The organism is Halomonas sp. AOP25-F1-15 (genome assembly GCF_052378675.1).
GTDB classification, from domain to species: Bacteria; Pseudomonadota; Gammaproteobacteria; order Pseudomonadales; family Halomonadaceae; genus Vreelandella; species Vreelandella casei.
Window position 1 is genome coordinate 46396 of record NZ_JBQSXV010000001.1, and the last position, 25920, is coordinate 72315.

The window sequence follows — 25920 nt, forward strand, 5'->3', positions numbered from 1 at the left end:
TGCGTGTCTGATCCGTGGCTAATATACGGGGGAGGGCGGCATTTTTCACCTTGAAGCTGCACGCTTCATCTCACGTTAGCTTAGTTAACGCTAATTGCCCCGTTTTAGCGCCAGCGGTTTAGCTGGTAGCGGCGATGGTAGTGACGGTGATAGTAATGGATCAATACCGCCGAGCGAACCAGGGTGAACAGCATAAACGATAGCCAGAGCCCATGATTGCCGAGCCCTTGGGTTAGCCACCAGGCGGGTAGGTAAGCGGCAAGGCCGATAAAAATACTGTTGCGCATTTCGCGCACGCCGGTGGTGCCGATAAAGATACCGTCGAGTAGATAGCTCCACACCGCAATCAGCGGCATAACCACCATCCACGGCAGATACTGCGCCGCGGTTATACGCACTTCTTCAAGGCCGGTAAGCATGGCCACCAGCCCATTACCCCCCACGGCGAACAGGCAGGCCGCCGTGCCCGCGGTCCAAAAGGAAAAACGTGCGGCGGCGCGCACGGTAAGCGCAAACTCACGCCAGTCTTTGCGGCCGTAAGCGCGCCCCACCAGCGATTCTGCCGCGTGGGCAAAGCCATCTAAAGCGTAGCTGGTCAGCATAATAAATTGCAGGAGTACCGCATTGGCAGCCAGTATGGTGTCACCTTGGCGCGCGCCCTGAGCGGTAAAAAAGGCCATGACAAATAATAGCCCTAGCGTGCGCACGAACAGATTGGCATTGACGTGAAAAAGCGCCGTGTAGGCCGCTAGCGCGAGCAAACGTTCGCGCAAAAAAGTGCCTTTCAGCGTGGCTAGCTGGCGCAGCACTAAATAGCCGCCGAACGCAAAAGCCGTGTAGTCAGCAATCACGCTGGCCCAGGCGACGCCGTTGCTGGTCATGCCTAGTCCCATCACAAACCATATATCCAGCGTGATATTGACACTATTGGTGAGTAGCAAAATCATTAGGGTAACGCGCGAATTTTGCTGGCCGAGAAACCACCCTAAAATCGCATAGTTAGCGAGAACGGCTGGCGCCGACCAGAGGCGTATTTGGGCATATTCACGGGCTAGGTGGGTTGCCACGTCACTACCGTCTAATAGCCATAACCCTAGTGAGATTAGCGGGGATGCAAATAGAATAAGCAGGACGCCGATCACCATTGCCATGATCAGCGACTGGCCCAGCAGGTTGCGCACGTCAGTGTCGTTCGCGCGCCCCATGGCTTGAGCAACCAGCCCTGTGGTGCCCATGCGTAAAAAGCCAAACCCCCAGTAAAGGAAGCTAAATAGCATCGCGCCTAGCGTGACGCCTGCTAAATAGCGAGAGTCAGGCAGGTGTCCAACCACGGCGGTATCCACCAGGCCCAGCAATGGGACGGTGATATTAGATAAAATGATTGGCCAGGCGAGGGCCCAAATACGCACGTTAAGGGCTGAGCCGCTTAAGCGGCAGTGATGATGCGGTACTTCGTCATCAGCTGTTCTTGGCTTTCGTGGCGCTCAGGATCGAGTGGAATACAGTCTACAGGGCATACTTGCTGGCACTGCGGCTCGTCAAAATGACCGACGCACTCGGTGCACTGGCTAGGATTGATGACGTAAATCTCCTCGCCTGGGGAAATAGCGTCATTGGGACATTCGGGCTCGCAGACGTCGCAGTTAATGCACTCGTCGGTAATCATCAGGGCCATGGGCGTACCTCGCGGATGGCTGGCGCACTCAAGGGATCAATACCTGAGTGTTTTACTCAACAATGGCGTTGGCTAGTTAGTGTAATGCTTACGCAGCGCCTCGGCGACCTGCGGATGGACTAATGGTGAAATGTCGCCGCCGAGCTTGGCAATTTCCCGCACAATGGTCGAAGAAATATACGAATTTTCTACCGCAGGCGTGAGGAACACGCTTTCGAGCTCCGGATTTTGAGCGCGATTCATATTGGCAAGCTGCAGCTCGTACTCAAAATCGGATATCGCGCGCAGGCCGCGCAGTATGATCGATGCACCCTGTTCGTGCATCATGGTGGTGAGCAGGTTTGAAAAGCCAATTACCTCAACGTTAGGCAGCGCCTCACAAACCGTTTGCGCTAGGGCTATACGCGTTTCCAATGAGAGGTTCGGCCGTTTCCCTGGGCTTTCTGCGACCGCAATCACCACCTTATCGAACAGTCGTGCACCGCGCTCAATTAGGTCGAAATGGCCGTTGGTGATCGGGTCGAAGGTGCCTGGGTAAACGGCGATATTGGCATTGCCGATACTCATGACGACGTTTCCTCATCCAGCCGGCCAAACGGATTGTCGCTGGTTAACGAGATAGCGTGATCGTAGCCGGGAATGTGAATTCGGTCAGCATGGATATCCAGCTCTGGGCCTTCAAGCACCGCTTCGCCAAATTGATAGCGTGGGGCGTAATGGCCAGAATCAGCCTGGGCAAGGTAGGCCGCCGCCGTTAGACGAGTTGTCTCGCGACGCTCTTTCCAGGCGCTCACTGCAGCGGCGCCATGGCGCTGAGTCAGCAGGCGCTCAGTCACCGCAGGGGAAAGCACCACGCCGGTGGCATTGTTGCCCCCGAAGCCTTTGGCATTGATAAAGGCGGCATCGGCATGAAATGCCTGCGTCGTTTGCGACAAGCGCAGCCGCTCGGCATAGACATCGTCGGCCACCGCGTCAAGCGTGGGGATTCCCGGTAGCAGGCCGTGGGCAAAGCTGCCTAAGGCGCTCGCTAGCTGGTCGCCTGCAGCTGAACCTTGCGAGTGGCCGATAAACGCTTTAATGGCGACCACGGGCCAATCGGTGATCCCGTTGGCGCGAGCAATTTCATCCAGGACATGAGATTCAGTGGTGCGATTTTTGGGCGTGCTGGTGCCATGGGCGTGCACAAAACTGCGTTCTTTCAGCGCTTTTTCACCAAGCATGTCGCGCACTAGCGCGGCCGCTTTACCCAGGGTGATGTAGTTGCCAATGCCCGGTGCGGAGATCGAGCGCTTATAGCCATCAGCATTGACGAATACATCGGGCACAGCGCCCAAAATGTCGGCGCCGACATCCATCGCTAACGTATCGTCCATTAACATTACGAACTGGCTGGCTTCTGCCATTGTAAAGCCGCAGTTGCGTGCAAACGGCCGACAGGCGCGCTGGTAGTCAGCATCAGTGAGCAGCTCCAGAGCATCTAGCGCTTTCAAGCCTGCATCGTCAGCCAGCGCGCCCATGGCCCGAAAGCCTTCAATAATTTCTGGCGTAATGGGGGCATCGGCGGTGCCTACCATCACTACCCGCCGGCGTCCGGAGCGAATGTCGTCAATGCCAAGGCGCAGGTTATAAAGGAAACTAGCGCAAGCGCCTAATGCTGCGCCGGTGCCGCCTACGCTGCCAAGCACGTAGGCGTTTAAAAAGTCGGCAGGCATTTGGCCATAGCCCAGCGGCATCTGCTTAGACGTAGCGCGTTGGCCGCTCACCAGGCTCTTCAGTAAGCCACCCCAGCCTTGATCGTCCAATTGACCAATAGAGTTCCCAGCGTACACGGCAATATGATCCGGGCTCAGCTGCTGTCGTAGTGCTTCCCAGGAAAGGCCGCTGGCGCCTAAGCAGTCGCTGGCGCCAAACACCGCTAGAGATAATCCGCGAGGGTGGTGCACGCTGCGGTAGAGGCTGGCGGGGTCAAAGCCGCTGGGTAGCTGGGCCGCTGCACGTACTTTAGGAACCTGTGCATCGGGCAGCAGCACCTCTAGCACGCCTGCGGGCACGCTGACCTCTACCTCTCGGGCATCAATGTCGCGCACCTGCCAGTCAGCCGGCAGGTGGTCGGGCAGTTGGCGTCGACGCAGCGTAAAGCGCATCGGCTCAGCAAGATGCATGCTGGCTTGCCGATTAGACGGCATGCCCGGGGCGAGAAAGCGCGGGTCTTCATTGCGGCGGATCAGGGTATGGTTAAGCACCTGTTCACGCAGCGACTCAGCAGGGGCATCTACAGACTGGCCAGACTGATCGAGCCATCCTTTGTCGGAGTGCTGAACAAGACGCATAAGCGCCGCTAAGCCTTCCAGTGTCTGGCGTTGCTGGTCAGCAGGAAGAGCATCAAGCACGGTGCGGCGGAAGGCCTGATGGCCAGATGTTCTGCCTGCGGGATTGATGCCACCCATGCCGACAATCACCGGTAAGTGTGACAAGCCGGGTTCCTCGTGGTGCGATGGTGGTAATAACGGTTTTTGGCAATACTCGGACCGTATAATGACCAGAGTCATGCGCTTCATAAGCAATTAAGGCGTGATGATAGCACCGGGCGCGCAATGGCGTCATGCCGCAAGCGTTCTAGACTGATAGAATCACTGCTTTTCAGCCGAGAGATGGCATGCAGCATAATTCTCGATCAGTGATTTCTAATCAACCTGGCCCCCATCACGATCTAGCGCGCCAAGTCAGCCGAGCGTTAGCGTATCCGTTGCGCAAACCAATTGCCGACCATACCAAGCGCAGTTTTGCGCAGGCAGCCGAGTGGTTTCAGGCCCGCCAAACGCCGCTGATACTTGATTCGGGTTGCGGTGTGGGTATATCGACACGTCAACTGGCGCTCCAGTTCCCAACCAGAGCGGTGATTGGCGTTGATCGTAGTGAGCATCGGCTGGGTCGTGATCACGGTGACCTGCCGGCGAACGCTCTGCTGGTTCGGGCGGACCTTGTCGATTTCTGGCGACTCGCCCACCAGGCTGGCTGGGCACCCGAGCGTCACTATCTGCTTTACCCTAATCCTTACCCTAAGTCTGGCCACCTAAAAATGCGCTGGCATGGTCATCCTATTTTACCCACACTGTTGGCCCTTGGGGGATGCCTTGAGTTGCGCTCCAACTGGCCAATATATGTTGAGGAGTTTGCTTCAGCGGTGGCTCAGGTGACCGGTAAGCAGTCGAGCATTGCCGAAATTTTCCCCAATGGTGATTATTTAACCCCGTTTGAAGCTAAGTATTCGCAAAGCGGCCAGGCGCTGTGGCGTTTACGCGTTGATTTGGAGCGAACATGACGCATTTTTTTAACCTAGCTGCGCGTCTGCAGCGTGGTATTTCTGTTGTTAGCATCACCACCGCGGCACTGCTGGTCAGTTCCCCGCTGCTTGCCGACTTTAATCGTCTCGGGCAATTAGAAGATAAAGGATTCTCGATCAGCGCTGAGGCGCGACTACTTGACGCTGACTCAAACGCCAATGCGCTGCTGGGTAGTTTGAATCCTGACCGTCAGATGTCTCCAGCGTCGGTGACCAAAACGTATTTAGCCGCTGCGGCGCTGAATCGTTTTGGCCCCCAGCATCGCTTTACTAGCCAATTAGTGAGCTCTGGCCGGGTGGATAATGGCGTGCTGCATGGTGATTTAGTGTTTGAGGGCGGGGGAGACCCGGGCCTGACCACTGAAAATTTATGGCGCCTGGTGCAGCGTTTGCACCTAGCGGGGGTTCGCGACGTTGACGGTGCATTGGTGGTTAGCCAGTGGCGCTTTGGGCCTGTCGATTGCATTACCACTGATCGCTGCAATGCCCTGACCCAGGTCACTAACGCCTATAGCGCACCGCTTTCTTCGGCAGGCGTTGATTTCGGCACCTGGTGCGTTAATGTTGCCCCAGGCGCCGTTGCCGGTGAGCCTGCACGCGTTGGCCTGTGCGACAGCCAGGCACCGTTGATCACCATTGATAATCAGGTGACGACTCGCCCGGCGAACAGCGGCACAGAGATCAGTGCTGAGCGGGTGACGGATGAGCGCGGCGATGTCATGCGTCTCACCGGGCAGATTTCAACCAATGCCAACGCCCAGGATGTCTATCGCGGCGCGGGCGATGCTGCCGAAAAAACAGCACAAGTATTGCTGAGCATGCTCAATCAGGCGGGTATTCAAGTGCGTGAGCCGTGGCGGGTTAGCTCCACCCAGCCGCCCAGCACGGCCCAGCGATTGGCGGCGATCGACGGTCAGCCGCTACAAGAGATACTGCTGCGGATCATGAATTACTCCAATAATTATATGGCTGATGTGCTGGCGCTGGATCTAGTTGAGACGCCACAAGCGCAGCTGCGCCAAGCGGGCCAAGCGGTCGAAGCATACGCTCAGGGTCTGCCTGGGCACGGGCCGTTAACGCTATACAGCGGCAGTGGACTAACGACGGAAAATCGGACGTCTGCGCAAGGTGTGAACGTGATGCTAGAGGACATGTTTCGTCAGAGCGCTCTTTTTCCAAGTTTTGTAGCGGCGTTTCAATCGCCGGCTAATGGGGTGATGCGTTTTATTCGACGTGGCTCAGCGACGTTTCAAAACAATGTCATGTTAAAAACAGGCACGCTAAACCAACCGTTCGCAGTTCGCGCTGCCGCGGGTTACTTTCGTACGGCGGAAGGGCGCTGGGGAGTGTTTAGCGTCCTGGTCAACGGTAACGGCAGTACGCCTTACCTAAGCTGGCCCGAGGTGCTGGATCCGCTGTCTCTTGATCTAGATGCAATGATTTTAGCGAACTGATTCAACTTTACGCTCACAGGGTGAGGCAACGTGTATGAAACCAGGGCATACCGGCTTAACACATTTGGTTCACTCCATGCGTTATTCATGGAAAGGCCTTAAAGCTGCGTTTAGAAACGAATCGGCTTTTCGTCAGGAAGTTGGCATCACGGCGGTTATGCTGCCGTTTGCCTGGTGGATTGGTGAGGGCCCCGTTAGCTGGCTGCTGCTAGTGGGAAGCCTGTTTTTAGTGCTGATAGTAGAGCTGCTCAATAGTGCGATTGAAAATGTGGTCGATCGCATTGGCACCGAGCACCACGAGCTTTCTGGGCGGGCTAAGGACATTGGCTCTGCGGCGGTTATGCTGTCGCTGATTATGGCCGGACTTACCTGGGGGCTGTTAGGTTGGGAAAAATTCTATAGCTAAGTCGGGGTTGGAAGGCCAAGTTTAATAACTAGCTAACTAGGCGAACTTTTTCAACGCTGATAAACGTGCTTGGCAGCGAGGTGATTATGCAAGTGAACAACGATTTTTTACCGTTGTCGACGCTGCCAGCGTCGTTACAAACAGTGGCCCAATCTGCTTGGCAGCGCTTGGTTGAGGCGCTAGCCCAGGCGGATAATATCGCCGAGATGACTCAGCAGGAGCTGCCTTCAAGTAGCTGGCAGGGGCTTTCTGAAGCCCGCCGCGAGGCCCTGGCTAGAGTGCTGTCGATCTCAACCTTCTTTGTGGATAGCCTTGCCCGATACCCGCACTGGCTGACTGAGCTTGATGTCGCCGGCGAGCTAGACGCAAATCCAGGGCGCGAGGCGCTGGAAAACTGGCTGAATGAGTCGCTTGAGCGTATCGATGACGAAGAAGGCATGCAGCGAGTAATACGCCGTTTTCGCCGTCAGCGTATGCTGGGCATTATCTGGCGTGATCTTAACCGAGTGCCCAACCACTCCATGTGGGATACCGCCAAGGCGGTGTCTGAGCTTGCCGAGCTATGCCTTGAAGCTGCGTTAACCTGGCTTGAGCAGTTTTATGCCACGCGTTGGGGCGCGCCCGCTCCACGCAAAGACGGGACGCCCCAGCGTCTGGTGATTTTGGGGATGGGCAAGCTGGGGGCCGGGGAGCTTAATCTTTCCTCTGATATTGATCTTATCTTTGCTTTTCCCGAAAAAGGCGAAACCCAGGGCGGGCGCAAGCCGTTAGAGCATCAGGAGTATTTTACTAAGCTGGGCCAAAAGCTAATTGCCGCGCTGGATGCTATGACCGCCGATGGTTTTGCCTTCCGCGTTGATATGCGCCTGCGGCCACTAGGCGATGGAGGCCCGCTAGTGGGCAGTTTTGCGATGCTTTCCAGCTACTATCAAGATCAGGGCCGCGAGTGGGAACGTTATGCCATGCTGAAGGCGCGCCCGGTGGCGGGCGATGTAGATGCAGGGCGTGAGCTGCTAGCAGGGCTGCGCCCCTTTGTGTATCGCCGCTACCTTGATTTCGGCGCGATTGAGTCGCTGCGCGAGCTGAAAGCGATGATTAATCGCGAAGTAAAGCGCAAAGGTATGCAGAGCAATATCAAGCTTGGCCCTGGCGGCATTCGCGAGGTTGAGTTCGTAGTGCAGGCCTTTCAGCTAATTCGCGGCGGTCGCGATACGGAGCTGCAGGTGACGTCGCTGAAAACCGCGCTCAACCGATTGCCCGAGCTAGGCTTGTTGCCTCAAGCTGTGGTTGATGAGCTACTGCCCGATTACGCTTTTTTACGCGATATTGAGCACGCACTTCAAGCGCTGGAAGATCGCCAGACACAGACCTTGCCTAGCGATGATAGTGATCGTGAGCGGGTGGCCTTTGCCATGGGCCATGAAGATTGGTCTGGCTTGATGGCGCAGCTTGATGAAGTGCGTGAACGGGTGCGCCAGCACTTTGATGCGGTGATCGCGGACCCCGAAGACGATGTCGACGAGGCAAATGATGCCAGCCAGTTGGGTTTGGCTCAGTGGCGGCTAATGTGGCGCGGCGAGTTAGACGCAGACGAGGCCATCACGCATCTTACCGAGGCAGGTTTTCACGAACCCGAAAAAGCCCTGAAGCGGCTGCAGAGCCTGTATCACTCGCGCCAAGTACAAAGCATGCAGCGGATTGGCTTTGAGCGGCTGGACGCACTAATGCCGCTCTTACTGGATGCCGTGGCGAGTAACGATGCGCCGGACACGGCCCTTGTACGCGTGCAGCCGTTGATAGAAGCCGTCCTACGGCGTACCGCTTACCTTGCGCTATTGCGTGAAAATCCGCATGCGCTTGAGCACCTTATGCACCTGTGCGCTGCCAGCCCCTGGATTGCCGAACAGCTGTCGCGCTACCCCATTTTGCTCGACGAGCTGTTGACGCCGGAGACGCTATATACGCCTGCCGATAAGGCACGCTTGGCGGACGAGCTGCGCCAAACGCTGAACCGCTTGCCCGAAGATGATGAAGAGGCGCAGCTGGAGGCGCTGCGGGTCTTTAAGCATGCCAAAACGCTGCACGTCGCTGCCTCCGATGTTGCGGGTACTCGGCATTTGATGAAAGTAAGTGATTACTTAACCTTTATTGCCGAAGTGATTCTTGACGCGGTGCTGGCGATGGCGTGGAAGCACATTACGCGTAAGCACGGCGTGCCTGAGGGGTTCAATGCCAGTGAGGCCGAGTTTTTAATTATTGGCTACGGCAAGCTGGGTGGCATTGAGTTGGGCTACAGCTCCGATTTAGACCTGGTGTTTTTGCATGATAGCGACGGCAAAGGTGCGACTGACGGCCCCAGGCCCATTGATACAGCGATGTTTTTTACCCGCCTGGGTCAGCGCATTATTCACCTGCTGACGGCGGTGACGCCGGCGGGCAGTCTTTATGAGGTTGATATGCGCCTGCGACCTTCGGGCAATTCAGGGCTATTGGTCACATCATTGAAAGCCTTTGCCGATTACCAGCATCAGAATGCCTGGACCTGGGAGCATCAGGCATTAGTGCGCGCACGGGTCGTGGCAGGCAGCGGTTTACTCGCCGAAAAATTTGGCAGCCTTCGGGGCGACATTTTATCTCGTCAGCGTGATAACGCCGCGTTGCGAGACGAAGTCGTCAAAATGCGTCAGAAAATGCGCGATCATCTGGGCAGTAAAGCCACCAGCGATACGTTCAATGTTAAGCACGATGCGGGCGGGATGGTCGACATCGAGTTTCTTTGCCAGTACGCGGTGTTAGCGCTTGCTAACCAAACTCCGGCGCTGCTGACCTACAGTGATAATATTCGGATTTTAGAGAGTCTGACAGAGAGTGGGTACTTACCTCTCGATGAAGCAGAGCGTCTTCGAGAAGCCTACCTTGCCTATCGTAGCGCTACTCATCGTGCAGCGCTGACCGGTGAAAAAACGCGTAGCGATGGTGAGGAATTTAGCCGTCAGCGTGAAATAGTGACGGCCCTTTGGCAGCGTTTTCTTGAGCCGCCCATGGCTAACGATCTCTAGCCAGCCGTCGCTATCAACATAATCTGGAAGAATAAATGATGCTAAGGCGCAAGGCAGGGCGAGCCACATGATTGGGCATATTCTGGGCACGCTGCTGCCGGTGTTTTTGATCGCCGGCTGTGGCGCTGTTTACGGGCGCTACCGCACGCCAGATATTCGCAGCCTCAATACGCTAAACATGGAGCTGTTCGTCCCTCTACTAGTGTTTGCCGTGCTGGCCGACCGCCAGGCGCCGCTAGCCGAATACGCTTGGCTCGCCACGGCGGCAGTTGCGGTGGTGCTAGGGTCGGGGCTGGTACTGTGGCCACTGGCTAAATGGCTATCGTTAGACATCAAAACCTTCCTGCCTCCGATGATGTTTAATAATGCAGGCAATATGGGCGTGCCGCTATTGGTGCTGGCCTTTGGTCCTGAGGCGCTGCCCGCGGCGGTCGTGGTATTTATTGTCGAAATGCTGCTGCATTTTTCGATAGGGATTTACATGCTCAATCCGCGCACGTCGCTGTGGCGCATGCTGCGCATGCCGATTGTCTTGGCGAGTGTGGCGGGCTTAGCCGTGAATATTGGTGATTTAGCGCTGCCGGGCTGGCTGCTAGAGGCCATGCATATGCTGGGCGGGGTATGTATTCCGCTCATGCTGTTTGCATTAGGGGTCCGGCTGCTGGAAATCGACTTTAGCGATTGGCGCACGGGCATGCTGGGGGCGGTGCTGTGTCCGCTTTCCGGATTAGTGATTGCCTTGCCGTTAATGTGGCTGCTGCCACTGAATGCGCTGCAAACGGCCGTGCTGCTAGTGTTTGCAACGTTGCCACCTGCAGTATTGAATTACTTGGTTGCAGAGCAATACCAGCTGGCACCGCAAAAGGTAGCTTCGCTGGTGCTGATTGGTAATTTAGGGAGTTTGGTCGTAATGCCGCTAACGTTAGCCGCGGCATTTACCTGGATATACGCACCCGTATCATAAGGCCTATCTCATAAGCCCCGTGTCATAAAGCATCGCTGCAAGCACGATAACCAATAACAGCGATGCCTGACGCTTAGATGCTTAAAGTGACAGGCTAATTAGCGATCATCTTTTACTTCATAACTACCGTCTAATGCGTCCTGGTGGCCTGGGCGCTGTGATGGCGCATGTGGGTTAGCATAGCCGCCACCGATGTCTTGCGCTTGTTCTGCGCGCATTTGCTCCATACGCTTTTTCATCTTATGGCGCATAAACGGCATCATCGCCCAGCCAATCAATAAGAAAAACAGACCAAGCACCACGCCGACGATCATTAGCGCGCCAAACGCCAACCATGTAAAGAGCAGCTTTAAGCTGCCGGCTAAACCGGTGGGCTGAGTTTGCGTTGCGCGAGCACGCCATTGGTTAGCCGCTTGCCATGCAGCATTACGTTGGTCACGATTCATCTGTGGCATTAGAGCCTCCATCATTGACTTGCACAATTGAGTGCACAGTACGCTTTGGAGGCCAGCTTAGCGAATAAGTTCACCTCGGTATGTTGGGCGTATACACAGAGACGTTGCGTTTTACTGAGAGCGCAATTTTGCCAAAAGTTAGCCATTGCTATGTTTGTTTCCATGTGTGAATATAAATTGCTTGAGCTTATCTTGTTGCGAGTTGTTGACTAGCCTCAACGTTCTGGTTTCAGCATCGAGAGCTTTATCGATGTGTTGTGAACATAAGATTTGGACATTCTTGGGGGAAGAGAGCGATGAAGCGAGTAGTAGCTTTACTGGGGATGATGTCCTTTGCACCCTTAATTTCAGCCAATGAGTCACCGCTAAACGTGGTGACAACTATTGGCATGATTGCCGATGTTGCCCAAGAAGTGGGTGGCCAATGCGTTGAAGTAGAAGCGATGATGGGCCCTGGCGTTGATCCCCATCTGTATCAAGCGAATGCCAGCGATGTCGCCATGCTGAGACAAGCAGAGCAAATTCTCTATGCAGGCTATTCCTTGGAAGGCCAGTTAGGCGCTGTGCTGGAAAACTTTTCGCACAGTAAACCGACGCTAGCGGTAGGGCCCTCAGGTATTGATCCCGCTGAGCTTATGACGTCTCAAGATGTGTACGGCATTGACCCCCACTTGTGGATGGACGTTTCGCTTTGGGCGCAAACAATACCTGCAATCAGCGACGCTTTTACGACGGCAAGGCCTGAGTGCCAAGCATCTATCGAAGCCAATGCCACGAAATACGAAGAGCAGTTGAACGCGCTGCACGCGTGGGTGGCTGAAAGTATTGAAAGCATTCCAGAGCGTCGGCGCATTTTGGTAACCGCCCACGATGCCTTTGGCTATTATGGGCGCGCTTACGGTATTGAGGTGGAAGGCATTCAGGGGATTAGCACTGAAACCGAAACCGGTATCGCAGATATTCGGAGCATGACCGATGTGGTGGTGGAGCGTGAAGTCCCCGCTATCTTTGTAGAAAGCACGATTAATCCGCGTACCATTCAAGCGGTCATTGATGCAGCTCGCCAGCGCGGGCATGAGGTTGCTATCGGCGGCGAGCTGTATTCCGATGCAATGGGCGATGCCAATACCGCAGACGGTACTTATATCGGCATGATCTACGCCAACACTCGGCATATTGTAGAGGCGCTGGGAGGCACCTTAGCGCCCATGCCAGACGCGCTTTCTGAATGGGCAGAGCGTTGGGAGATAGCCGAGTGAAGGCACGCAACAGTTTAGCTGCGGAGAGCGTTTATGGTGCGTGATGAGCGTGTCGCGTTAAGTGTTAATGATTTGACTGTTAGCTATCACAGCCAGCCCGTGCTGTGGGATATCAATATCGATATTCCATCAGGTGTTATGGCCGGTATTGTCGGTCCTAACGGTGCGGGCAAAAGCACACTGATTAAAAGCCTGCTGGGATTGGTGCCTTCGCTTTCCGGGGAGGCCTTTATAGATGGAAAATCGTATAAGTCGCAGCGCAAGCGCGTGGGCTATGTGCCCCAGCGTTCAAGCGTTGACTGGGATTTTCCGACCACCGCACTCGATGTAGTGACGATGGGCCTATATGGTCGGCTGGGGTGGTTTAAACGGCCCGGACGCAAGGAACGCGAAGAGTCGCTTGAGGCGCTCGATATGGTGGGGATGCGCGCGTTAGCAGATCGTCAAATCAGTCAGCTATCCGGTGGCCAGCAGCAGCGGGTTTTTCTCGCTCGCGCCCTGGTTCAGAAGGCTGATGTTTATTTTCTTGATGAGCCAATGGCCGGCGTTGATGCGACCACCGAGCGTGCCATTATCGATATCTTGCGGCGTTTACGTGATGAAGGTAAGACCTTGATTGTGGTTCATCACGACCTGCAGACAGTGCGCCGTTATTTTGACTGGCTGCTGCTGTTAAATGTTAGCGTTGTGGCGATGGGTAATGTTGATGACGTCTTTACCGCCGATAACTTACGCAAAGCCTATGGCGGGCAGATTGCCCTGCTAGATGACAGCAATTCACTGATGTTTGCTGCCTCAAAAAGGGATAATTGACAGTGCAGTGGCTAAGCATTTTGCACGACTATACGTTTCAAAACGTGGTGATTGGGGCTGCGTTGTTAGGCCTGATTAGCGGACCGCTGGGAAGTTTTGCAGTGCTGCGACGCCAAAGCCTGCTAGGCGATGCTATTTCTCACGCGGCACTGCCGGGGGTTTGCCTGGGTTTTATTATCGCGGGCAGCCGCGAGATGGGCAGCATTATTGTAGGCGCAATGGTGACGGGCGCGTTAGCCGCGCTATTGATGCTCGTTTTAACGCGTATGAGCAGGCTTAAAACGGATGCCAGTATCGGTATCTGTTTGAGCATTTTTTTTGCGATCGGTCTGGTGCTGCTTACCTATATTCAGGGCAGCAATAACGCATCGCAAGGCGGGTTAGAGTCCTTTCTTTTTGGCCAGGCTGCCGCGACGCTGCGCTCAGATTTATGGCTGATGGGGGGCATTACGTTGTTTTCATTGACGCTGCTTGGCGCTCTATGGAAACAAGCCAAGCTGGTGACGTTTGACCCTGAGTTTGCGCATACCGTAGGGCTGCCAGTGTCGTTGATAGAAGTGCTACTGACCACCATGGTGACGTTGGCCGTGGTGGTCGGGCTACAAATGGTAGGCGTGGTGCTAATGGCCGCCATGATTGTGGCGCCAGCCGTTGCTGCTCGTCAGTGGAGTCGTCATTTGGGAGCCATGGTGTTTATTGCCGCCGGTGTCGGCGTGGTAAGCGGTGTTTCTGGGGCATCGATTAGCGCGCTGTCTCGCGGGCTAGCAACAGGGCCGCTAATTATCCTATCGGCGTCTATTATTGTGCTAATTTCGCTGGCGATAGCGCCACAGCGTGGATTGTTATGGGGGCTGCTTCAGCATCTTCGCCAAGTGTCTCAGCTGCGTCGGCGCCAAATTCTTTATACCCTCTATAAAACCCAGTCAACGCGTGATCAAGAGGTTCACAACTTGCCGTTTAGGCTGAATTTTTCCGCCGCGATAGCGCTTTGGCAGTTACGTCGAAAGGGGTTTTTGGTTAGTCAAAAAACGCCCTGCCTGCCAATGTCGGCAGGGAATCGGTGGCTGTTAACGTCATTGGGCGTTCGCGAAGCACAAAGCGTGATGGCTGAATTGAATGGGAAGACCACCTGATGCTGGACGTGTTTTTCAGTAGCATTGAGCTACAGATAATGGCCGTTGGCGCACTGGTGGGCATTGCATCATCCGCCGTTGGAACGTTTTTAGTGCTCCGCGGGAATAGCATGCTAACCGATGCGATCAGTCATTCCATTGTCTTTGGGATCGTCATTGTGTGGCTGCTGACGCATCAGCAAAGTGGCTGGTTTCAACTGGTGGGAGCTGCGCTGACAGGCCTACTCACGGTGTTTTTAACGGAACTTTTGGCCAATACTAAGCGCGTTAAACAAGATGCGGCCATTGGCCTTGTCTTTCCTGCGCTATTTTCGATCGGCGTGCTGCTGTTAAATCTGTATGCCAACGATGTTCATATCGATACCCACACGGTTTTGCTCGGTGAGATAGGCTTCATATGGCTGGATACCACCACGATAGCTGGCTACAACGTGCCGCAAGCCTTGGTGTCGATGGGTATAGTGACGGCTATTAATTACCTGTTTATTATATTGTTTTATAAAGAGCTAAAGCTGGCAACGTTTGACTCTGCATTGGCTAAAACACTGGGCTTTGCCCCGAGTATTCTTTTTTACGTTCTACTGATGCTGACCAGTACCACCGCCGTCGCTGCTTTTGATGCGGTAGGTGCCGTGCTCTTTATTGCCTTTGCCATCGTTCCACCTTCTGCCGCATATCTTCTAACCGACCGTCTGTGGCTAATGTTTCTAATCGGAGCCTTTATCTCGATTGCCTCGAGCGTTACCGGCTACTATCTCGCGGTGCGCTGGAACGTTTCGATTGGAGGCATGATGGCGGTAATGACCGGTGCTTTCTTTGTGTTGGCGTTTATTGGCGGCCCACGCTACGGCATTGTGAGTCAAAAAATTCGCCGCATGCACGCACGTCGCGCGAATGCTCTTTGATACAGGGCGTATCGCGTTACTAAGAAAATAGTGGAGCACGCCTCTTATAGAATGATTTCAGCTTGCCTTGCCTTGAAATGCGCCTGCCATCCTAAAATGTTAGCATTTAACTGTACAAGCACTCTCTTTGTGCACAATGCTTATCTAACAGGAAGGTTATATGGCCAATCATGGAGGCAAGTCGGTTTTCATCGCATCAGTGGTGATTATCTTGGGCTTGGTAATTGTGGGAGCGTCGTTTCCTGAAGGTTTTGCAAGCCTCGCAGAAAGGGCGTTATCCAAGGTTACCGAGATTTTTGGTTGGTTTTATTTATTTTCTGTCTTCGGTTTTGTGATTTTTTTGTTCGGCTTGGCGCTGAGTAAATATGGCAAGGTCCGCTTAGGGCCTCAGGACAGTCGACCCAGCTATAGCTTTTTCTCATGGATTAGCATGCTGCTGGCCGCGGGGTTTGGCGTAGGTTTGGTTTTTTATGGTATGGCCGAGCCAATGTCTCACTACATTGAGCCACCTTATGGTGATGTCACTGCGGAGACTGAAGCAGCGGCACGTTACGCCATCCAGTACAGCTACTTTAACTGGGGGATCCACCAGTGGGCGGCGTTCTCGATCGTGGGGCTAATCATCGCCTACTTTCAGTTTCGTAAAGGCCAGGCTGGGCTTGTTTCTTCAGTACTTTCGTCGGTCACCGCCAAAAATCCTAAGATACGCCCCTATGCCTCATGGCTAGACGTATTTGCGGTAGTTGCCACGGTAATGGGCGTTGCTACCTCACTGGGGCTAGGCGTGCTGCAGATGAACGGTGGCTTAAACGCCGTATTTGGCTTGCCTGAAAACGGCTTATGGCAGTTTGTTATTCTCTTCGTTATGTTCTGCGCCTATATGGCATCCACTTGGTCGGGTTTGGATAAGGGCATTAAGCGTCTATCTAACCTCAATATGATCTTGTGCATCGGGTTGATGCTGTATGTGCTCATTACTGGCCCTACGCTTGCGATATTGGAAACGATTACCGTCGGTATCGGCGATTATCTGCAGAATTTTATCGGCATGAGCCTGCGTATTTCTCCCTATAGCGATAATGAGTGGGCGAGCTCTTGGACAATTTTCTATTGGGCATGGGTTATCGCCTGGTCGCCCTTTGTGGGAACCTTTGTCGCCCGTGTATCCCGTGGTCGTACTATCAAAGAGTATGTGTTTGGGGTGTTGCTAGTACCGCCGCTGCTTGCCTGTTTATGGATTGGCGTATTTGGCGGTGCGGCGCTGCATATGGAACTTAATGGTACTAATATCGGCCTAGCCGCCGCGACGCAGAATAATATCACCGCCGCACTGTTTGAAATGTTTGATTTAATGCCATTTTCCGGCGTGCTTTCCGTTGTGGCAATGATGCTGATCTTTATTTTCTTGGTGACATCCGCTGATTCGGCCTCGTATATTGTGGCGCAAATGACGGATAATGGTTCCATTAATCCGCCGTTGTACAAGCGCGTGGTTTGGGGTGTATTGATTGCCGCTATCTGTTTCACCTTGATTGCGTCGGGAGGGTTAGCCGGGCTTCAGTCTGCTGCGGTGCTGTCAGCGCTGCCGTTTACCTTTATTTTGTATATGATGATCTTTGTATTGGTGAAAGAGCTGCGAGCAGATCGTAAAGCCATGTTGATGCAACTATACCGTCGCCATGGAGATACGCCAGTGGGTGCCGATGCCTTTGAAGCGGAGCTATTAGGTGAAGAGGAGCGGCTGCGTCGCGCGCCCAATGTGGTCAATCGGCGCATTAAATAGTCAGCATCAATAGAGATAAGAAAGCTTTCTATTGCGGGAGCTAGCGTTTAAAGCGCTAGCTATTCTAGGAGCAAACCCACATGCGGCAAAGATGCTAATGGCTCGGCAAGGACGCCACGGGGCGACTAGAAGGCAGCCTAAAGGGGCTGCCTTCTCTAAAGGAATAGCCTTTGATCGCTGGCTTGATCGAGTAGTGACCATTGCGGTCGTTACGGCGATGGCCATTGGTTTTGCCGCGGTTATTGCGCACTGGTTGCTCTAACGTTAGCGATAGAGCTTGTTCTCTTTGCCCATGCTTTTCGTGACGCCCAGCGATGCTGGGCGTTTGCGTAGCGCTGAAGAATGTTAATCAAACACCTGCTAGGCTTACGATTCCCCCTGCGAGAGAGACCCAATGCTGTCAGCTAACACTGCTAAGGTGACCGGTGCCTATGCGTCGCGCCGAGAAATATTCGGCTGGGCGATGTTTGATTTTGCTAACCAGGCCTACACGCTGCTGATTATTACGGTGGTATTTGGCGAGCTTTTTACCACCGTGATTGTCGGGGATCGTGGCGACAACTTCAGGCTGGCTAATTTTTTATGGAGTCTTGGCCTGGCGATCAGCTATTTAATGGTAGTGGTGACGGCACCACTGTGCGGCGCGATTATGGACTATCGGGCGGAGAAAAAGCGTTTTCTGCTGGTGAGCTACCTAGCCACCGTGGTGACCACGGCGATGCTTTACTTCGTTGAGCCAGGCTACGTCATTATGGGGCTGCTATTAATTGTGCTGTCTAACTACGCCTATTCTATGGGCGAATCATTTATTGCCGCCTTTTTGCCCGAATTAGGGCCACCTGAAGCGCTGGGCAAAATTTCCGGATTTGGCTGGTCGTTAGGGTACATTGGCGGGCTATTTGCCGCGGGATTTACGTTGGTGGTACTGGGTGAGGCCAGCGCAGAGAACTTTGAGCGCATCCGCTGGGTGGGTCCCTTTGCTGCAGGGTTTTTTCTGATTACCGCAATTCCTACCTTCCTCTGGCTGAAAGAGCGCGGCACGCCTCAGCCGCGTGGCGTGTCTTATCGCCACATTGCCCTGAACCGCGTGACGGTGACGTTTCACGAGTTACGCCATTTTAAAGACCTGACGACCTTTTTGATTTCACTGCTTTTCTCAATGGCCGGTGTGTACATCATCATTGCGTTCGCTTTCATCTATGGCGCTCAAGTGATTGGTTGGGAAGAAAGCGTGCGCAACATCATGTTCATTATTGTTCAGATCACCGCCGCCGCAGGGGCATTAGGGTTTGGCTGGCTGCAGGATCGGCTAGGCGCCAAGCGCACCTATCAAATCACGCTGGCGCTGTGGGTGCTGGCGATTATTGCTATTTGGGCAACGCCTGAGGTAACGCAATGGGTGAACGGGCATTTTGAGGTGCAGTGGCAGGCTCAATACGTCTTCCTGGTCGTCGGTTGCTTAGCGGGAGCGAGTCTAGGCTCTAGCCAATCGGCAAGTCGGGCGCTGGTAGGCTTATTTTCACCGCTGGAAAAGTCAGCGGAATTCTTTGGATTTTGGGGGCTGGCGAATAAATTAGCGGGCGTGCTGGGCATCGTAATGCTGGGCGTGCTGCAAGCGCTGATTGGCCTACAGGCATCTATTTTATTATGCGTTGCCTTGTTCGTTATCGCGATGTTGATTTGTGCCAGAGTCAACGAGCGCCGTGGCCGTGAAGCTGCGCTGGCTTGGGGAAAATAGCGGTAATGCCCATAACGACCAGCCTATAAAGGAGCCCTTCTTTCAGTGAGGAGGCATATGGTCTCGCAGTCGGCACAGCGCGGCGGCATTGGAATGATGCTGCTCTTTTGGATACTGTTAATGGCGGTTGGCACCTGGTGGATACACGGTGGTCTGGATGCAATGATGCGTCCTAATGCCAACATTGTGCACACGCTGCCTGCGGGTGAGCCTGTCACGTTAAAGCGAAATCGCGCAGGGCATTTCGAGTCCCCTGGGCGCATTAACGGCTCGCCCGTCACTTTTTTACTTGATACTGGTGCCACTTACGTAGCAGTGCCCGCCGACTTAGCGGCAGAGCTAGGTTTGGAGCCAGGGCGTAGCGCTTGGTTTAATACCGCCAATGGCAGAGTTGAAGGAGCGTTAACGGAGTTGGGCGAGGTGTCGCTGGGAGGGCTCACCGTACAAAATGTTCAAGGCTCGATTAGCTCGGGTATGGAGCGCGATACTGTATTGTTGGGCATGAGTTTTTTGAACCTTTTCTCGATTGAAATGCATGCAGGTGAGATGAGGCTGAGCCTTCCAGAGTAGTAATTTCCGCTTTATTAGGTAACGTTAATATGCGCTATAGTGTTACTATTTTTCCCGATGGTTGGCTTAATCTCGTGACTAAGTAAAAAGGCAGGCCTGTGATGGCCTGCCTTTTTAGTATTATGAGTATTCGTTACTCAATGGCGTCGCTTGCATCGCCCGGTGGTGATTTGTAATGCCCGGGAGTTTTTAATTTTTCCCCGTTGGGCAGATCGCGTACCTGGGCAGGCACATACACACGCTTAATGACACTTTTCGTATTATTACTTTTCATGGCAGGATCCTCCTGTCAGATTGTCGACAGTTAGCGCTTCTACATTAGCCCTCGTGGGTAGGGGAATCAAGTGCCCGGCCGCACGCATTCGCCAATAAGCGTAATGATTATGACATTAGAGGGCATTTTCATGGTTTTGAGTTATCCTTAGAGCCAACAATATATTATCTGTGCTGATGCTGGGTTAACCGGTGAAAACAGACAGCCTAAGTAGAGTGAGTAAAGAGGATGATTGATCACCTGGAACAGCAGTTCCAGGCGCTTGAGTCCCAAGCGCCTGTCGTGCCTGATTACCCCGATCAAGATCATGTTCTGATCATTGAAGATGATAAGCGCCTTGCCGAGCTAACCCGCGAATATCTGCAAGCGAACGGCTTCCAGGTCTCGTTGGAAGCCGACGGTGCTAAAGCGGTTGATCGTATTTTAACCTTGCAGCCAGACCTAGTTATTTTAGATTTAATGCTGCCTGGCGAAGATGGTTTAGCGATTTGTCGCCGCGTCAGGCCCAACTTTTATGGCCCTATCATGATGTTGACGGCACGCACCGATGACCTAGATCAAGTCTTGGGGCTTGAAATGGGAGCCGACGATTACGTACCCAAGCCCGTTCAGCCCAGGGTGCTGCTTGCCCGCATGCGGGCATTGCTACGCCGCGCTGAAGGCCCTGCGCCCAATGGCGAAATACGGCTACGTTTCGAAAATCTGGAAATAGACAATGCGACGCGTGAAGCGTGGCTCTCCGGTGAACGTATTGATTTAACCAGCGCTGAGTTTGATCTACTTTGGCTGCTAGGCCGCAACGCAGGTCGTGTCCTTACCCGCGAAGAGATATTCAGCGATTTGCGGGGAATTAAGTACGACGGCCAAGATCGGTCGATTGATGTGCGTGTATCACGAATCCGGCCCAAAATTGGCGATGATCCTCACCATCCACATCGCATCAAAACGGTACGCAGTAAAGGCTATCTCTTCGTTAAAGACAGTTAATTTTAGAGGCGGTGTCATGCGGCGGGTGTTCAGCAGCGGGTCGTTTTTGCGCTTCTATGTGCTGCTGGGCCTCGCGCTACTGGTGATGTTGGCGATGGTATTGGCCGGGTGCTCGTTTATCGAACAGGTGCGCCGCGAGGACTATCGCGAGCAGCTCGCCGCGCTGCCGATGTCACTGATGACGCGCCGGCTGGCCGACACGCCTGTAGAGCAACGCGGTGGCCTGCTGGATCGCTTTTCAGAGCGGCTGGATTTACAGCTTACGCTATTGCCCATCGCCGATGCTGATCTTGGCTACTTTGAACGCTCCCGCTTAGAACAGGGCAAAATACTGGTTGCAGAGGATCCTTGGCGGTTGCAGCAGCGTTTGCCGGAAAGTAACCAGCTGTTACAGGCTTGGCTGGCGGACGACTGGAGCGAGCACCAGTGGCACGGCAGCATTTCATTGCTAGGCGACTGGCTTGCGGTAACCCCCTTGAATGAGCGTGAAAGTCTTATAGAAGAGCTGCGTTCGGGGAGCTGGCCGCTGCAGCTACTGGCCACCGTGCCGGACCGGCTAACTGCTGAGCAGAAAACGCTGTTGGTTAGCGGTGGTATCGTGACGCAATTAGTGTCCGACAAGCTATCGATTACGCTGCTTTATCAACTGCCCGGTGAATCGGCGTGGCTACAGGCGGGCCCCATTTCCCGTGGCGATACCTTACCGCTGAATTTACACCTTCCCCTATTAGTTGGGCTGATGATCGTACTCAGCCTTATCATCTATTTAATTATGCGTAGCATTGAAGAGCGCATGGCAAGGCTTGAGCTGGCCGCTACACGGATTGCTAGCGGGCGTTTAGAAACCCGAGTAAAAGTTGAAAGCGGTGATTTTCTAGGCCGGTTGGGAATGGCCTTTAATGGCATGGCTAGTCAGGTGCAGAGCCTGCTGCGGGGGCAGCAAGAAATGATTCGCGCGGTTTCTCATGAGCTGCGCACCCCGGTGGCGCGCATTCGTTTTGCCGTCCAAATGGTCGAAGATATGACTGACCAGCCCGCTATCCGGCGCCAACTACAGGGTATTGATGCTGATATTACGGAGCTTGATGAGCTGGTCGATGAAATTCTGACCTATGCAAGATTAGGCGGCGAAACGATTAACGGCGCCGAGCTTGAAACCGGGCTGGTCGAGTGCCGGGCCATGGCAGAGCGCGTGATTGATACACTCTCGCCATTGCACGAAGGCTTAACATTCACACTACTGCAAGGTGACGAAGTCGAGCTTCTGGCGGAGCCTCGCTATTTACAGCGTGCGCTGCAAAACTTAGTGGGTAATGCCTGCCGTCATGCCACGGCTCAGGTGGTCGTCCGGCTATGGGATGAGCCCAGGCTCGTCCGCATTGATGTAGAGGATGACGGTCCGGGTATTCCACCTGAAGCGCGTGCCGATATTTTCAAGCCATTTGCCCGGTTGGATGACAGCAGGGCCAGGAGCTCCGGCGGCTACGGGCTGGGGCTTTCGATTGTGCAGAAAGTTATGGCTAGCCACGGCGGTAGCGTTACCGTCGATAATAGCCCCCACTTGGGCGGGGCGCGTTTTACGCTGCTGATTCCGCGTCGAGATCCGCCGGCTTAATCCCTGAGAGCACCGCAAAAGATGTCTCGCGAGCAGTGCGTAAGAAATCCTGCATCCAGGGTGCTTCCCGCGTTTCTTCGCGAATCGCCGCGTAAAGTGTGCTCCATACTCCGTGCTCGCCCAGTTTCACCGCGCTAACATAATCACGCTCCAGGTACTCGGTTAGCGCCCAGCTAGGCAGTGCGCATACGCCGCGTCCGCTCGCAACCAGCTGCATCATCATAATGGTTAATTCTGCTGTACGGATTTCACGCGGGCGGACGTTGGCTGGATGTAAAAATTGGCTGAAAATATCCAGACGCGACTGCTCGACGGGATACGTGATCAGCGTTTCATCCGCGAGCGCCTGAGGTTCAATAAACCCTTGGCCCGCAAAAGCATGCTGTCGAGCGATAGCCAGTAATCCTTCATAGCGGAACAGCGGGGCATAGTGAATGCCGTCAAGCGGCTGAGGATCAGCGGTGATGACGAGGTCTAGCTGCTCTCGGGCGAGCGCCGGTAGCGGGTCGAAATGATGGCCACTGGGGATGTCGATTTCAACTTCTGGCCAATGGTTGCGAAAGTAGTCCACCGTCGGCATCAGCCATTGGAAACAGCTGTGGCACTCGATTGCCATATGCAGCCGGCCCTGCTCGGTACCCGCTAAGCGCGCTAAGTCCCGTTCTGCCTTACGTACCTCAGGCAATAACTGATCAGCCAAGGCGAGCAGGCGCAGTCCCGCGCGCGTAAATTCCACCGGGCGCGTTTTTCGTATAAATAACGCGCTGTCGACACGGCCCTCTAAATCTTTGAGCTGGTGAGACAGCGCCGATTGAGTCAGATGGACGCGTTCGGCAGCATCGACCAGCGAGCCAGTTTCGCGCAGAGCAAGCAGCGTGCGAAGGTGGCGCAGTTCAATCATGGCTTAACCTGTTTGTGTGAATAGATTTCATCTTTGTCATTAAAAGCGTTAGTTTAGTTCATTTTTGTCTGGCGACCAGACTTTGTGAAATAATTCACGTTGGCAGATATCATCATGACAGTTTCTCATGTTCTCGGCTATCCCCGCATGGGGGCCTAGCGGCGAGCCCGCTGCGGCTGGGTGCAAAGCTATGGGGCACGGTGCGTAAGGCCGCCGGTTATCTTTGATGATGTGCCACGCACTACGCCAATGCGTTCGTTATCTAGCTTTTGACGCATAGGCGTAAAGCAGCGTTTCTTGAGCACTGATGGGGTTACTCTCGCCAGGGTTTTGGAGCTGGTAGCTGCCGTCGGTTTGTAGTAGCCAGCTCTGGCAGTTGTCGACCAGATAGGTTTCAAGGTCTTTGCGCACGCGGATAGCGAGTTTTTTATCTAGCAGCGGAAAGCAGGTTTCCACTCGATGAAACATGTTGCGTGACATAAAGTCGGCGCTTGAACACCATGTTTCTGATTTGCCGTCATTGTGAAAATGAAATACGCGGGTGTGTTCCAGCAACCGGCCAATAATGGATCGCACGCGGATATTGTCTGACACGCCGGGCACGCCGGGTTTCAGGCAGCACATGCCACGAATAATCAGGTCGCACTCTACGCCCGCTTGGGAGGCGCGATAGAGTGCTTTAATTAATTTAGGCTCGGTTAACGAGTTGCATTTGATAATGATGTGTCCGCGTTCTCCTTGACGCGCAATGTGCGCTTCACGGTCAATCATTTCGACTAACCGCTCGTGCAGCGTAAAGGGGGCGTGGAGCAGCGTATCAATTTTACGCGCGCGGCCCATTCCCGAAAGCTGCTGGAACACTTTATGTACGTCAGCGCACAGCAATTTGTTCGCGGTCAGCAGGCTATAGTCGGTATAGAGCTTGGCCGTTTTGGAGTGATAGTTGCCGGTGCCAAGGTGCGCGTAGTAGCACAGTTCGCCCTTTTCACGGCGCACGATATGCAGCATTTTAGCGTGGGTTTTATAGGCCATAATGCCGTAAACGACGATGGCGCCGGCTTCTTGAAGGCGTGAAGCAAGCTGCAGGTTGTCGGCTTCATCAAAGCGTGCGCGCAGCTCAATCACCACGGTGACCTCTTTACCTTGGCTGGCCGCCTCCACTAGTGCACTCACAATAGGCGAGTCTGCCCCGGTGCGGTAAAGGGTCTGCTTTACCGCCAACACATGGGGGTCGCGAGCCGCTTCGCGCAGCAGGTCTTCAATCGGTGAAAATGACTGAAAGGGATGATGCAGCAGAATGTCGTTCTTCGCGATGGCATCAAAAAGACTGCCTGCCTTGAGTGCTTTGGGAATGCTGGGAATGAACGGGCGATAAAGCAGCTCAGGGCGGTCAACGTCGCCTAAGGCTGACATCATGCGCGTTAAGTTGACCGGACCTTTAACGCGGTACAAATCATCATTTTCAAGCTCAAACTGGCGCAGCAGAAAATTGGCTAAGCCATCCGGACAGTTGTCGGCTACTTCCAGCCGTACGCCACTGCCATAGCGCCGCGCTAGCAGCTCACCGCGCAGCGCTGAGGCTAAGTCAGACACTTCTTCGGGGTCGACGCTCATATCGGCATTGCGGGTCAGGCGGAATTGATAGCAGCCGCGTACGCGCATGCCGGGAAATAGCTCATCGGCGTGGGCATGAATCATCGATGATAAAAACACATACTCTGAAAAGCCTTCTTCGCATAGCTCCTTGGGCAGTGCCATTAGCCTTGGTAGCGAGCGCGGAGCAGGCAAAATCGCCATGCCGCCTACGCGGCCAAAGGCATCCTTGCCTTCCAGTTCAACAATGAAGTTGAGGCTTTTATTTACCAGCCGTGGGAAAGGGTGCGACGGGTCAAGGCCAATCGGGCTGATGACCGGCATAATCTCGTTATCAAAAAAGGCTCTGCCCCAGGCTTGTTGCGCACTGGTCCACTGATCTCGCCGGCGAAAACGTAGCCCCTGAGCTTCCAGTGCGGGCAGCAGCATTTCGTTGAGAATTTGATATTGTCGGACAATTTGCGCATGGGCTAGCTGGGATATTTCCGCTAGCACTGCTTTGGGCAACCGGCCGTCGGCTGCCGTGGTTGTATCGCCCAAGGCAATTTGATGTTTGAGGCCTGCGACGCGAATTTCGAAGAACTCATCCATATTAGAGGAAAAAATAAGCAGGAACATCAGCCGGTTGAGTAACGGATGCGCATCGTCTAGCGCCTGTTCCAATACGCGGATATTAAACTGTAAATGCGACAGCTCGCGGTTGAAGTAGAGCTGGGTGTCGTCAAGATCGGTTTCAGGCAGCGCTTCACGCGCCTGGATACCGATGGGCGTACGATTTATACGTAGCGGTGTATCGCCGTCGCTGCTGGTTTGATCGGTAGATAATAATGGTGGACTGGAAACGTGCTCGTCCATGGTGGATCTCCCCGCGTCGATGGCTCGAACGTATCATAGCCTGATACTGATAGATCAGCGCAGTATGCGGGGAGAAGATGACAAATACGTGTCACTGGATTGTCATCTTGTTAAAAGCGGCACAAATAAGCAGCTTAG

Annotated in this window: 23 protein-coding genes and 1 pseudogene; 16 read left to right on the forward strand and 8 right to left on the reverse strand. The window is 54.1% G+C overall.

Annotated elements, in window-relative coordinates; all coding sequences use genetic code 11:
- Positions 1–104: 104 nt before the first annotated feature.
- The 4 genes from ACT3TF_RS00245 to ACT3TF_RS00260 form a co-directional block, all read right to left on the reverse strand.
- Entirely contained in the window at positions 105–1409 is a 1305-nt protein-coding gene (locus ACT3TF_RS00245) for an MATE family efflux transporter (RefSeq protein WP_096278126.1), read from the reverse strand.
- Positions 1410–1426: 17 nt separating this feature from the next.
- Entirely contained in the window at positions 1427–1675 is a 249-nt protein-coding gene (locus tag ACT3TF_RS00250; protein WP_096278128.1) for a YfhL family 4Fe-4S dicluster ferredoxin, read from the reverse strand.
- A 72-nt stretch (positions 1676–1747) separates the two neighbouring features.
- Positions 1748–2242 carry a pantetheine-phosphate adenylyltransferase gene (gene coaD / locus ACT3TF_RS00255; protein ID WP_441684166.1) on the reverse strand — a complete coding sequence of 165 codons (495 nt, stop codon included), beginning with the start codon at positions 2240–2242 and terminating at the stop codon, positions 1748–1750.
- Complete coding sequence (locus ACT3TF_RS00260) at positions 2239–4122, reverse strand: beta-ketoacyl synthase (RefSeq protein ID WP_441684193.1); 1884 nt, start codon at positions 4120–4122, stop codon at positions 2239–2241. Before ACT3TF_RS00260 ends, coaD begins: the two co-directional genes overlap by 4 nt.
- A gap of 209 nt (positions 4123–4331) precedes the next feature.
- On the opposite strand from ACT3TF_RS00260, the gene trmB reads away from it, so the two are divergent.
- The 5 genes from trmB (at position 4332) to ACT3TF_RS00285 (ending at position 10901) form a co-directional block, all read left to right on the forward strand.
- The gene (trmB, locus tag ACT3TF_RS00265) at positions 4332–4997 is read left to right on the forward strand and encodes a tRNA (guanine(46)-N(7))-methyltransferase TrmB (RefSeq protein WP_096278132.1); all 666 of its coding nucleotides are present in this window, start codon (positions 4332–4334) and stop codon (positions 4995–4997) included.
- Positions 4994–6472, forward strand: a complete 1479-nt coding sequence (gene dacB, locus ACT3TF_RS00270; protein WP_444671365.1) for a D-alanyl-D-alanine carboxypeptidase/D-alanyl-D-alanine endopeptidase — start codon at positions 4994–4996, stop codon at positions 6470–6472. Before trmB ends, dacB begins: the two co-directional genes overlap by 4 nt.
- A 34-nt stretch (positions 6473–6506) precedes the next feature.
- Positions 6507–6878: a diacylglycerol kinase gene (locus tag ACT3TF_RS00275; protein ID WP_441684168.1), complete on the forward strand. Its 372-nt coding sequence runs from the start codon at positions 6507–6509 to the stop codon at positions 6876–6878.
- Between the two features lie 86 nt (positions 6879–6964).
- Positions 6965–9937: a bifunctional [glutamate--ammonia ligase]-adenylyl-L-tyrosine phosphorylase/[glutamate--ammonia-ligase] adenylyltransferase gene (gene glnE / locus ACT3TF_RS00280; protein ID WP_444671366.1), complete on the forward strand. Its 2973-nt coding sequence runs from the start codon at positions 6965–6967 to the stop codon at positions 9935–9937.
- 67 nt (positions 9938–10004) lie between these two features.
- A complete protein-coding gene (locus ACT3TF_RS00285) occupies positions 10005–10901 on the forward strand; it encodes an AEC family transporter (protein ID WP_096278138.1) in 897 nt (298 codons plus the stop codon).
- A gap of 98 nt (positions 10902–10999) precedes the next feature.
- Here ACT3TF_RS00285 and ACT3TF_RS00290 read toward each other — a convergent pair whose 3' ends face one another.
- A complete protein-coding gene (locus ACT3TF_RS00290; protein ID WP_096278140.1) occupies positions 11000–11356 on the reverse strand; it encodes a hypothetical protein in 357 nt (118 codons plus the stop codon).
- A 296-nt stretch (positions 11357–11652) separates the two neighbouring features.
- Here ACT3TF_RS00290 and ACT3TF_RS00295 point away from each other — a divergent pair, with 296 nt between their 5' ends.
- From ACT3TF_RS00295 to ACT3TF_RS00330, 8 genes are all read left to right on the forward strand, one after another.
- Positions 11653–12615, forward strand: coding sequence for a metal ABC transporter solute-binding protein, Zn/Mn family (locus tag ACT3TF_RS00295; protein ID WP_096278142.1), 963 nt, complete (start codon positions 11653–11655; stop codon positions 12613–12615).
- A gap of 33 nt (positions 12616–12648) precedes the next feature.
- A complete protein-coding gene (locus ACT3TF_RS00300) occupies positions 12649–13428 on the forward strand; it encodes a metal ABC transporter ATP-binding protein (RefSeq protein ID WP_096278144.1) in 780 nt (259 codons plus the stop codon).
- A gap of 2 nt (positions 13429–13430) precedes the next feature.
- The gene (locus ACT3TF_RS00305) at positions 13431–14561 is read left to right on the forward strand and encodes a metal ABC transporter permease (protein WP_096278146.1); all 1131 of its coding nucleotides are present in this window, start codon (positions 13431–13433) and stop codon (positions 14559–14561) included.
- Positions 14561–15466 carry a metal ABC transporter permease gene (locus ACT3TF_RS00310; RefSeq protein WP_441684171.1) on the forward strand — a complete coding sequence of 302 codons (906 nt, stop codon included), beginning with the start codon at positions 14561–14563 and terminating at the stop codon, positions 15464–15466. Before ACT3TF_RS00305 ends, ACT3TF_RS00310 begins: the two co-directional genes overlap by 1 nt.
- Positions 15467–15626: 160 nt before the next feature.
- On the forward strand, positions 15627–17249 hold the full coding sequence (locus ACT3TF_RS00315; protein WP_444671367.1) for a BCCT family transporter: 1623 nt from the start codon (positions 15627–15629) through the stop codon (positions 17247–17249).
- 97 nt (positions 17250–17346) lie between these two features.
- Positions 17347–17511 carry a hypothetical protein gene (locus ACT3TF_RS00320; protein WP_176483371.1) on the forward strand — a complete coding sequence of 55 codons (165 nt, stop codon included), beginning with the start codon at positions 17347–17349 and terminating at the stop codon, positions 17509–17511.
- A 132-nt stretch (positions 17512–17643) separates the two neighbouring features.
- Positions 17644–18987 carry an MFS transporter gene (locus tag ACT3TF_RS00325; protein ID WP_096278152.1) on the forward strand — a complete coding sequence of 448 codons (1344 nt, stop codon included), beginning with the start codon at positions 17644–17646 and terminating at the stop codon, positions 18985–18987.
- A gap of 57 nt (positions 18988–19044) precedes the next feature.
- Positions 19045–19557, forward strand: a complete 513-nt coding sequence (locus ACT3TF_RS00330; RefSeq protein ID WP_096278154.1) for a retropepsin-like aspartic protease family protein — start codon at positions 19045–19047, stop codon at positions 19555–19557.
- A gap of 133 nt (positions 19558–19690) precedes the next feature.
- Here ACT3TF_RS00330 and ACT3TF_RS00335 read toward each other — a convergent pair whose 3' ends face one another.
- Positions 19691–19831 carry a hypothetical protein gene (locus ACT3TF_RS00335; RefSeq protein WP_176483372.1) on the reverse strand — a complete coding sequence of 47 codons (141 nt, stop codon included), beginning with the start codon at positions 19829–19831 and terminating at the stop codon, positions 19691–19693.
- A 228-nt stretch (positions 19832–20059) separates the two neighbouring features.
- On the opposite strand from ACT3TF_RS00335, the gene ACT3TF_RS00340 reads away from it, so the two are divergent.
- Both ACT3TF_RS00340 and ACT3TF_RS00345 read left to right on the forward strand, forming a co-directional pair.
- Complete coding sequence (locus tag ACT3TF_RS00340) at positions 20060–20818, forward strand: response regulator (RefSeq protein ID WP_096278156.1); 759 nt, start codon at positions 20060–20062, stop codon at positions 20816–20818.
- Positions 20819–20834: 16 nt separating this feature from the next.
- The gene (locus tag ACT3TF_RS00345; RefSeq protein ID WP_444671368.1) at positions 20835–22433 is read left to right on the forward strand and encodes an ATP-binding protein; all 1599 of its coding nucleotides are present in this window, start codon (positions 20835–20837) and stop codon (positions 22431–22433) included.
- Here ACT3TF_RS00345 and ACT3TF_RS00350 read toward each other — a convergent pair.
- Positions 22396–23334: a LysR family transcriptional regulator gene (locus ACT3TF_RS00350; protein WP_096278160.1), complete on the reverse strand. Its 939-nt coding sequence runs from the start codon at positions 23332–23334 to the stop codon at positions 22396–22398. The two genes, ACT3TF_RS00345 and ACT3TF_RS00350, sit on opposite strands and share 38 nt — an antisense overlap.
- 168 nt (positions 23335–23502) lie before the next feature.
- Here ACT3TF_RS00350 and ACT3TF_RS00355 point away from each other — a divergent pair.
- A pseudogene (locus ACT3TF_RS00355) lies at positions 23503–23586 on the forward strand (hypothetical protein); the annotation flags it as partial.
- A 6-nt stretch (positions 23587–23592) separates the two neighbouring features.
- Here the strand turns inward: ACT3TF_RS00355 and ppk1 are convergent.
- On the reverse strand, positions 23593–25782 hold the full coding sequence (ppk1, locus tag ACT3TF_RS00360) for a polyphosphate kinase 1 (RefSeq protein ID WP_444671369.1): 2190 nt from the start codon (positions 25780–25782) through the stop codon (positions 23593–23595).
- Between the last annotated feature and the right edge of the window lie 138 nt (positions 25783–25920).

What these genes read in the sequence shown, in the direction of transcription:
- ACT3TF_RS00300 (WP_096278144.1), top strand. Translation starts at nt 12,649, where the DNA reads ATGGTGCGTGATGAGCGTGTCGCGTTAAGTGTTAATGATTTGACTGTT.
- coaD (WP_441684166.1), bottom strand. Translation starts at nt 2,242, where the DNA reads ATGAGTATCGGCAATGCCAATATCGCCGTTTACCCAGGCACCTTCGAC.
- ACT3TF_RS00250 (WP_096278128.1), bottom strand. Translation starts at nt 1,675, where the DNA reads ATGGCCCTGATGATTACCGACGAGTGCATTAACTGCGACGTCTGCGAG.
- ACT3TF_RS00330 (WP_096278154.1), top strand. Translation starts at nt 19,045, where the DNA reads ATGGTCTCGCAGTCGGCACAGCGCGGCGGCATTGGAATGATGCTGCTC.
- ACT3TF_RS00345 (WP_444671368.1), top strand. Translation starts at nt 20,835, where the DNA reads ATGCGGCGGGTGTTCAGCAGCGGGTCGTTTTTGCGCTTCTATGTGCTG.
- ACT3TF_RS00310 (WP_441684171.1), top strand. Translation starts at nt 14,561, where the DNA reads ATGCTGGACGTGTTTTTCAGTAGCATTGAGCTACAGATAATGGCCGTT.
- ACT3TF_RS00320 (WP_176483371.1), top strand. Translation starts at nt 17,347, where the DNA reads ATGGCTCGGCAAGGACGCCACGGGGCGACTAGAAGGCAGCCTAAAGGG.
- ACT3TF_RS00275 (WP_441684168.1), top strand. Translation starts at nt 6,507, where the DNA reads ATGAAACCAGGGCATACCGGCTTAACACATTTGGTTCACTCCATGCGT.
- ACT3TF_RS00325 (WP_096278152.1), top strand. Translation starts at nt 17,644, where the DNA reads ATGCTGTCAGCTAACACTGCTAAGGTGACCGGTGCCTATGCGTCGCGC.
- ACT3TF_RS00295 (WP_096278142.1), top strand. Translation starts at nt 11,653, where the DNA reads ATGAAGCGAGTAGTAGCTTTACTGGGGATGATGTCCTTTGCACCCTTA.
- ACT3TF_RS00290 (WP_096278140.1), bottom strand. Translation starts at nt 11,356, where the DNA reads ATGCCACAGATGAATCGTGACCAACGTAATGCTGCATGGCAAGCGGCT.
- ACT3TF_RS00285 (WP_096278138.1), top strand. Translation starts at nt 10,005, where the DNA reads ATGATTGGGCATATTCTGGGCACGCTGCTGCCGGTGTTTTTGATCGCC.
- ACT3TF_RS00340 (WP_096278156.1), top strand. Translation starts at nt 20,060, where the DNA reads ATGATTGATCACCTGGAACAGCAGTTCCAGGCGCTTGAGTCCCAAGCG.
- ACT3TF_RS00350 (WP_096278160.1), bottom strand. Translation starts at nt 23,334, where the DNA reads ATGATTGAACTGCGCCACCTTCGCACGCTGCTTGCTCTGCGCGAAACT.
- trmB (WP_096278132.1), top strand. Translation starts at nt 4,332, where the DNA reads ATGCAGCATAATTCTCGATCAGTGATTTCTAATCAACCTGGCCCCCAT.
- ACT3TF_RS00315 (WP_444671367.1), top strand. Translation starts at nt 15,627, where the DNA reads ATGGCCAATCATGGAGGCAAGTCGGTTTTCATCGCATCAGTGGTGATT.
- ppk1 (WP_444671369.1), bottom strand. Translation starts at nt 25,782, where the DNA reads ATGGACGAGCACGTTTCCAGTCCACCATTATTATCTACCGATCAAACC.
- glnE (WP_444671366.1), top strand. Translation starts at nt 6,965, where the DNA reads ATGCAAGTGAACAACGATTTTTTACCGTTGTCGACGCTGCCAGCGTCG.
- dacB (WP_444671365.1), top strand. Translation starts at nt 4,994, where the DNA reads ATGACGCATTTTTTTAACCTAGCTGCGCGTCTGCAGCGTGGTATTTCT.
- ACT3TF_RS00260 (WP_441684193.1), bottom strand. Translation starts at nt 4,122, where the DNA reads ATGGGTGGCATCAATCCCGCAGGCAGAACATCTGGCCATCAGGCCTTC.
- ACT3TF_RS00335 (WP_176483372.1), bottom strand. Translation starts at nt 19,831, where the DNA reads ATGAAAAGTAATAATACGAAAAGTGTCATTAAGCGTGTGTATGTGCCT.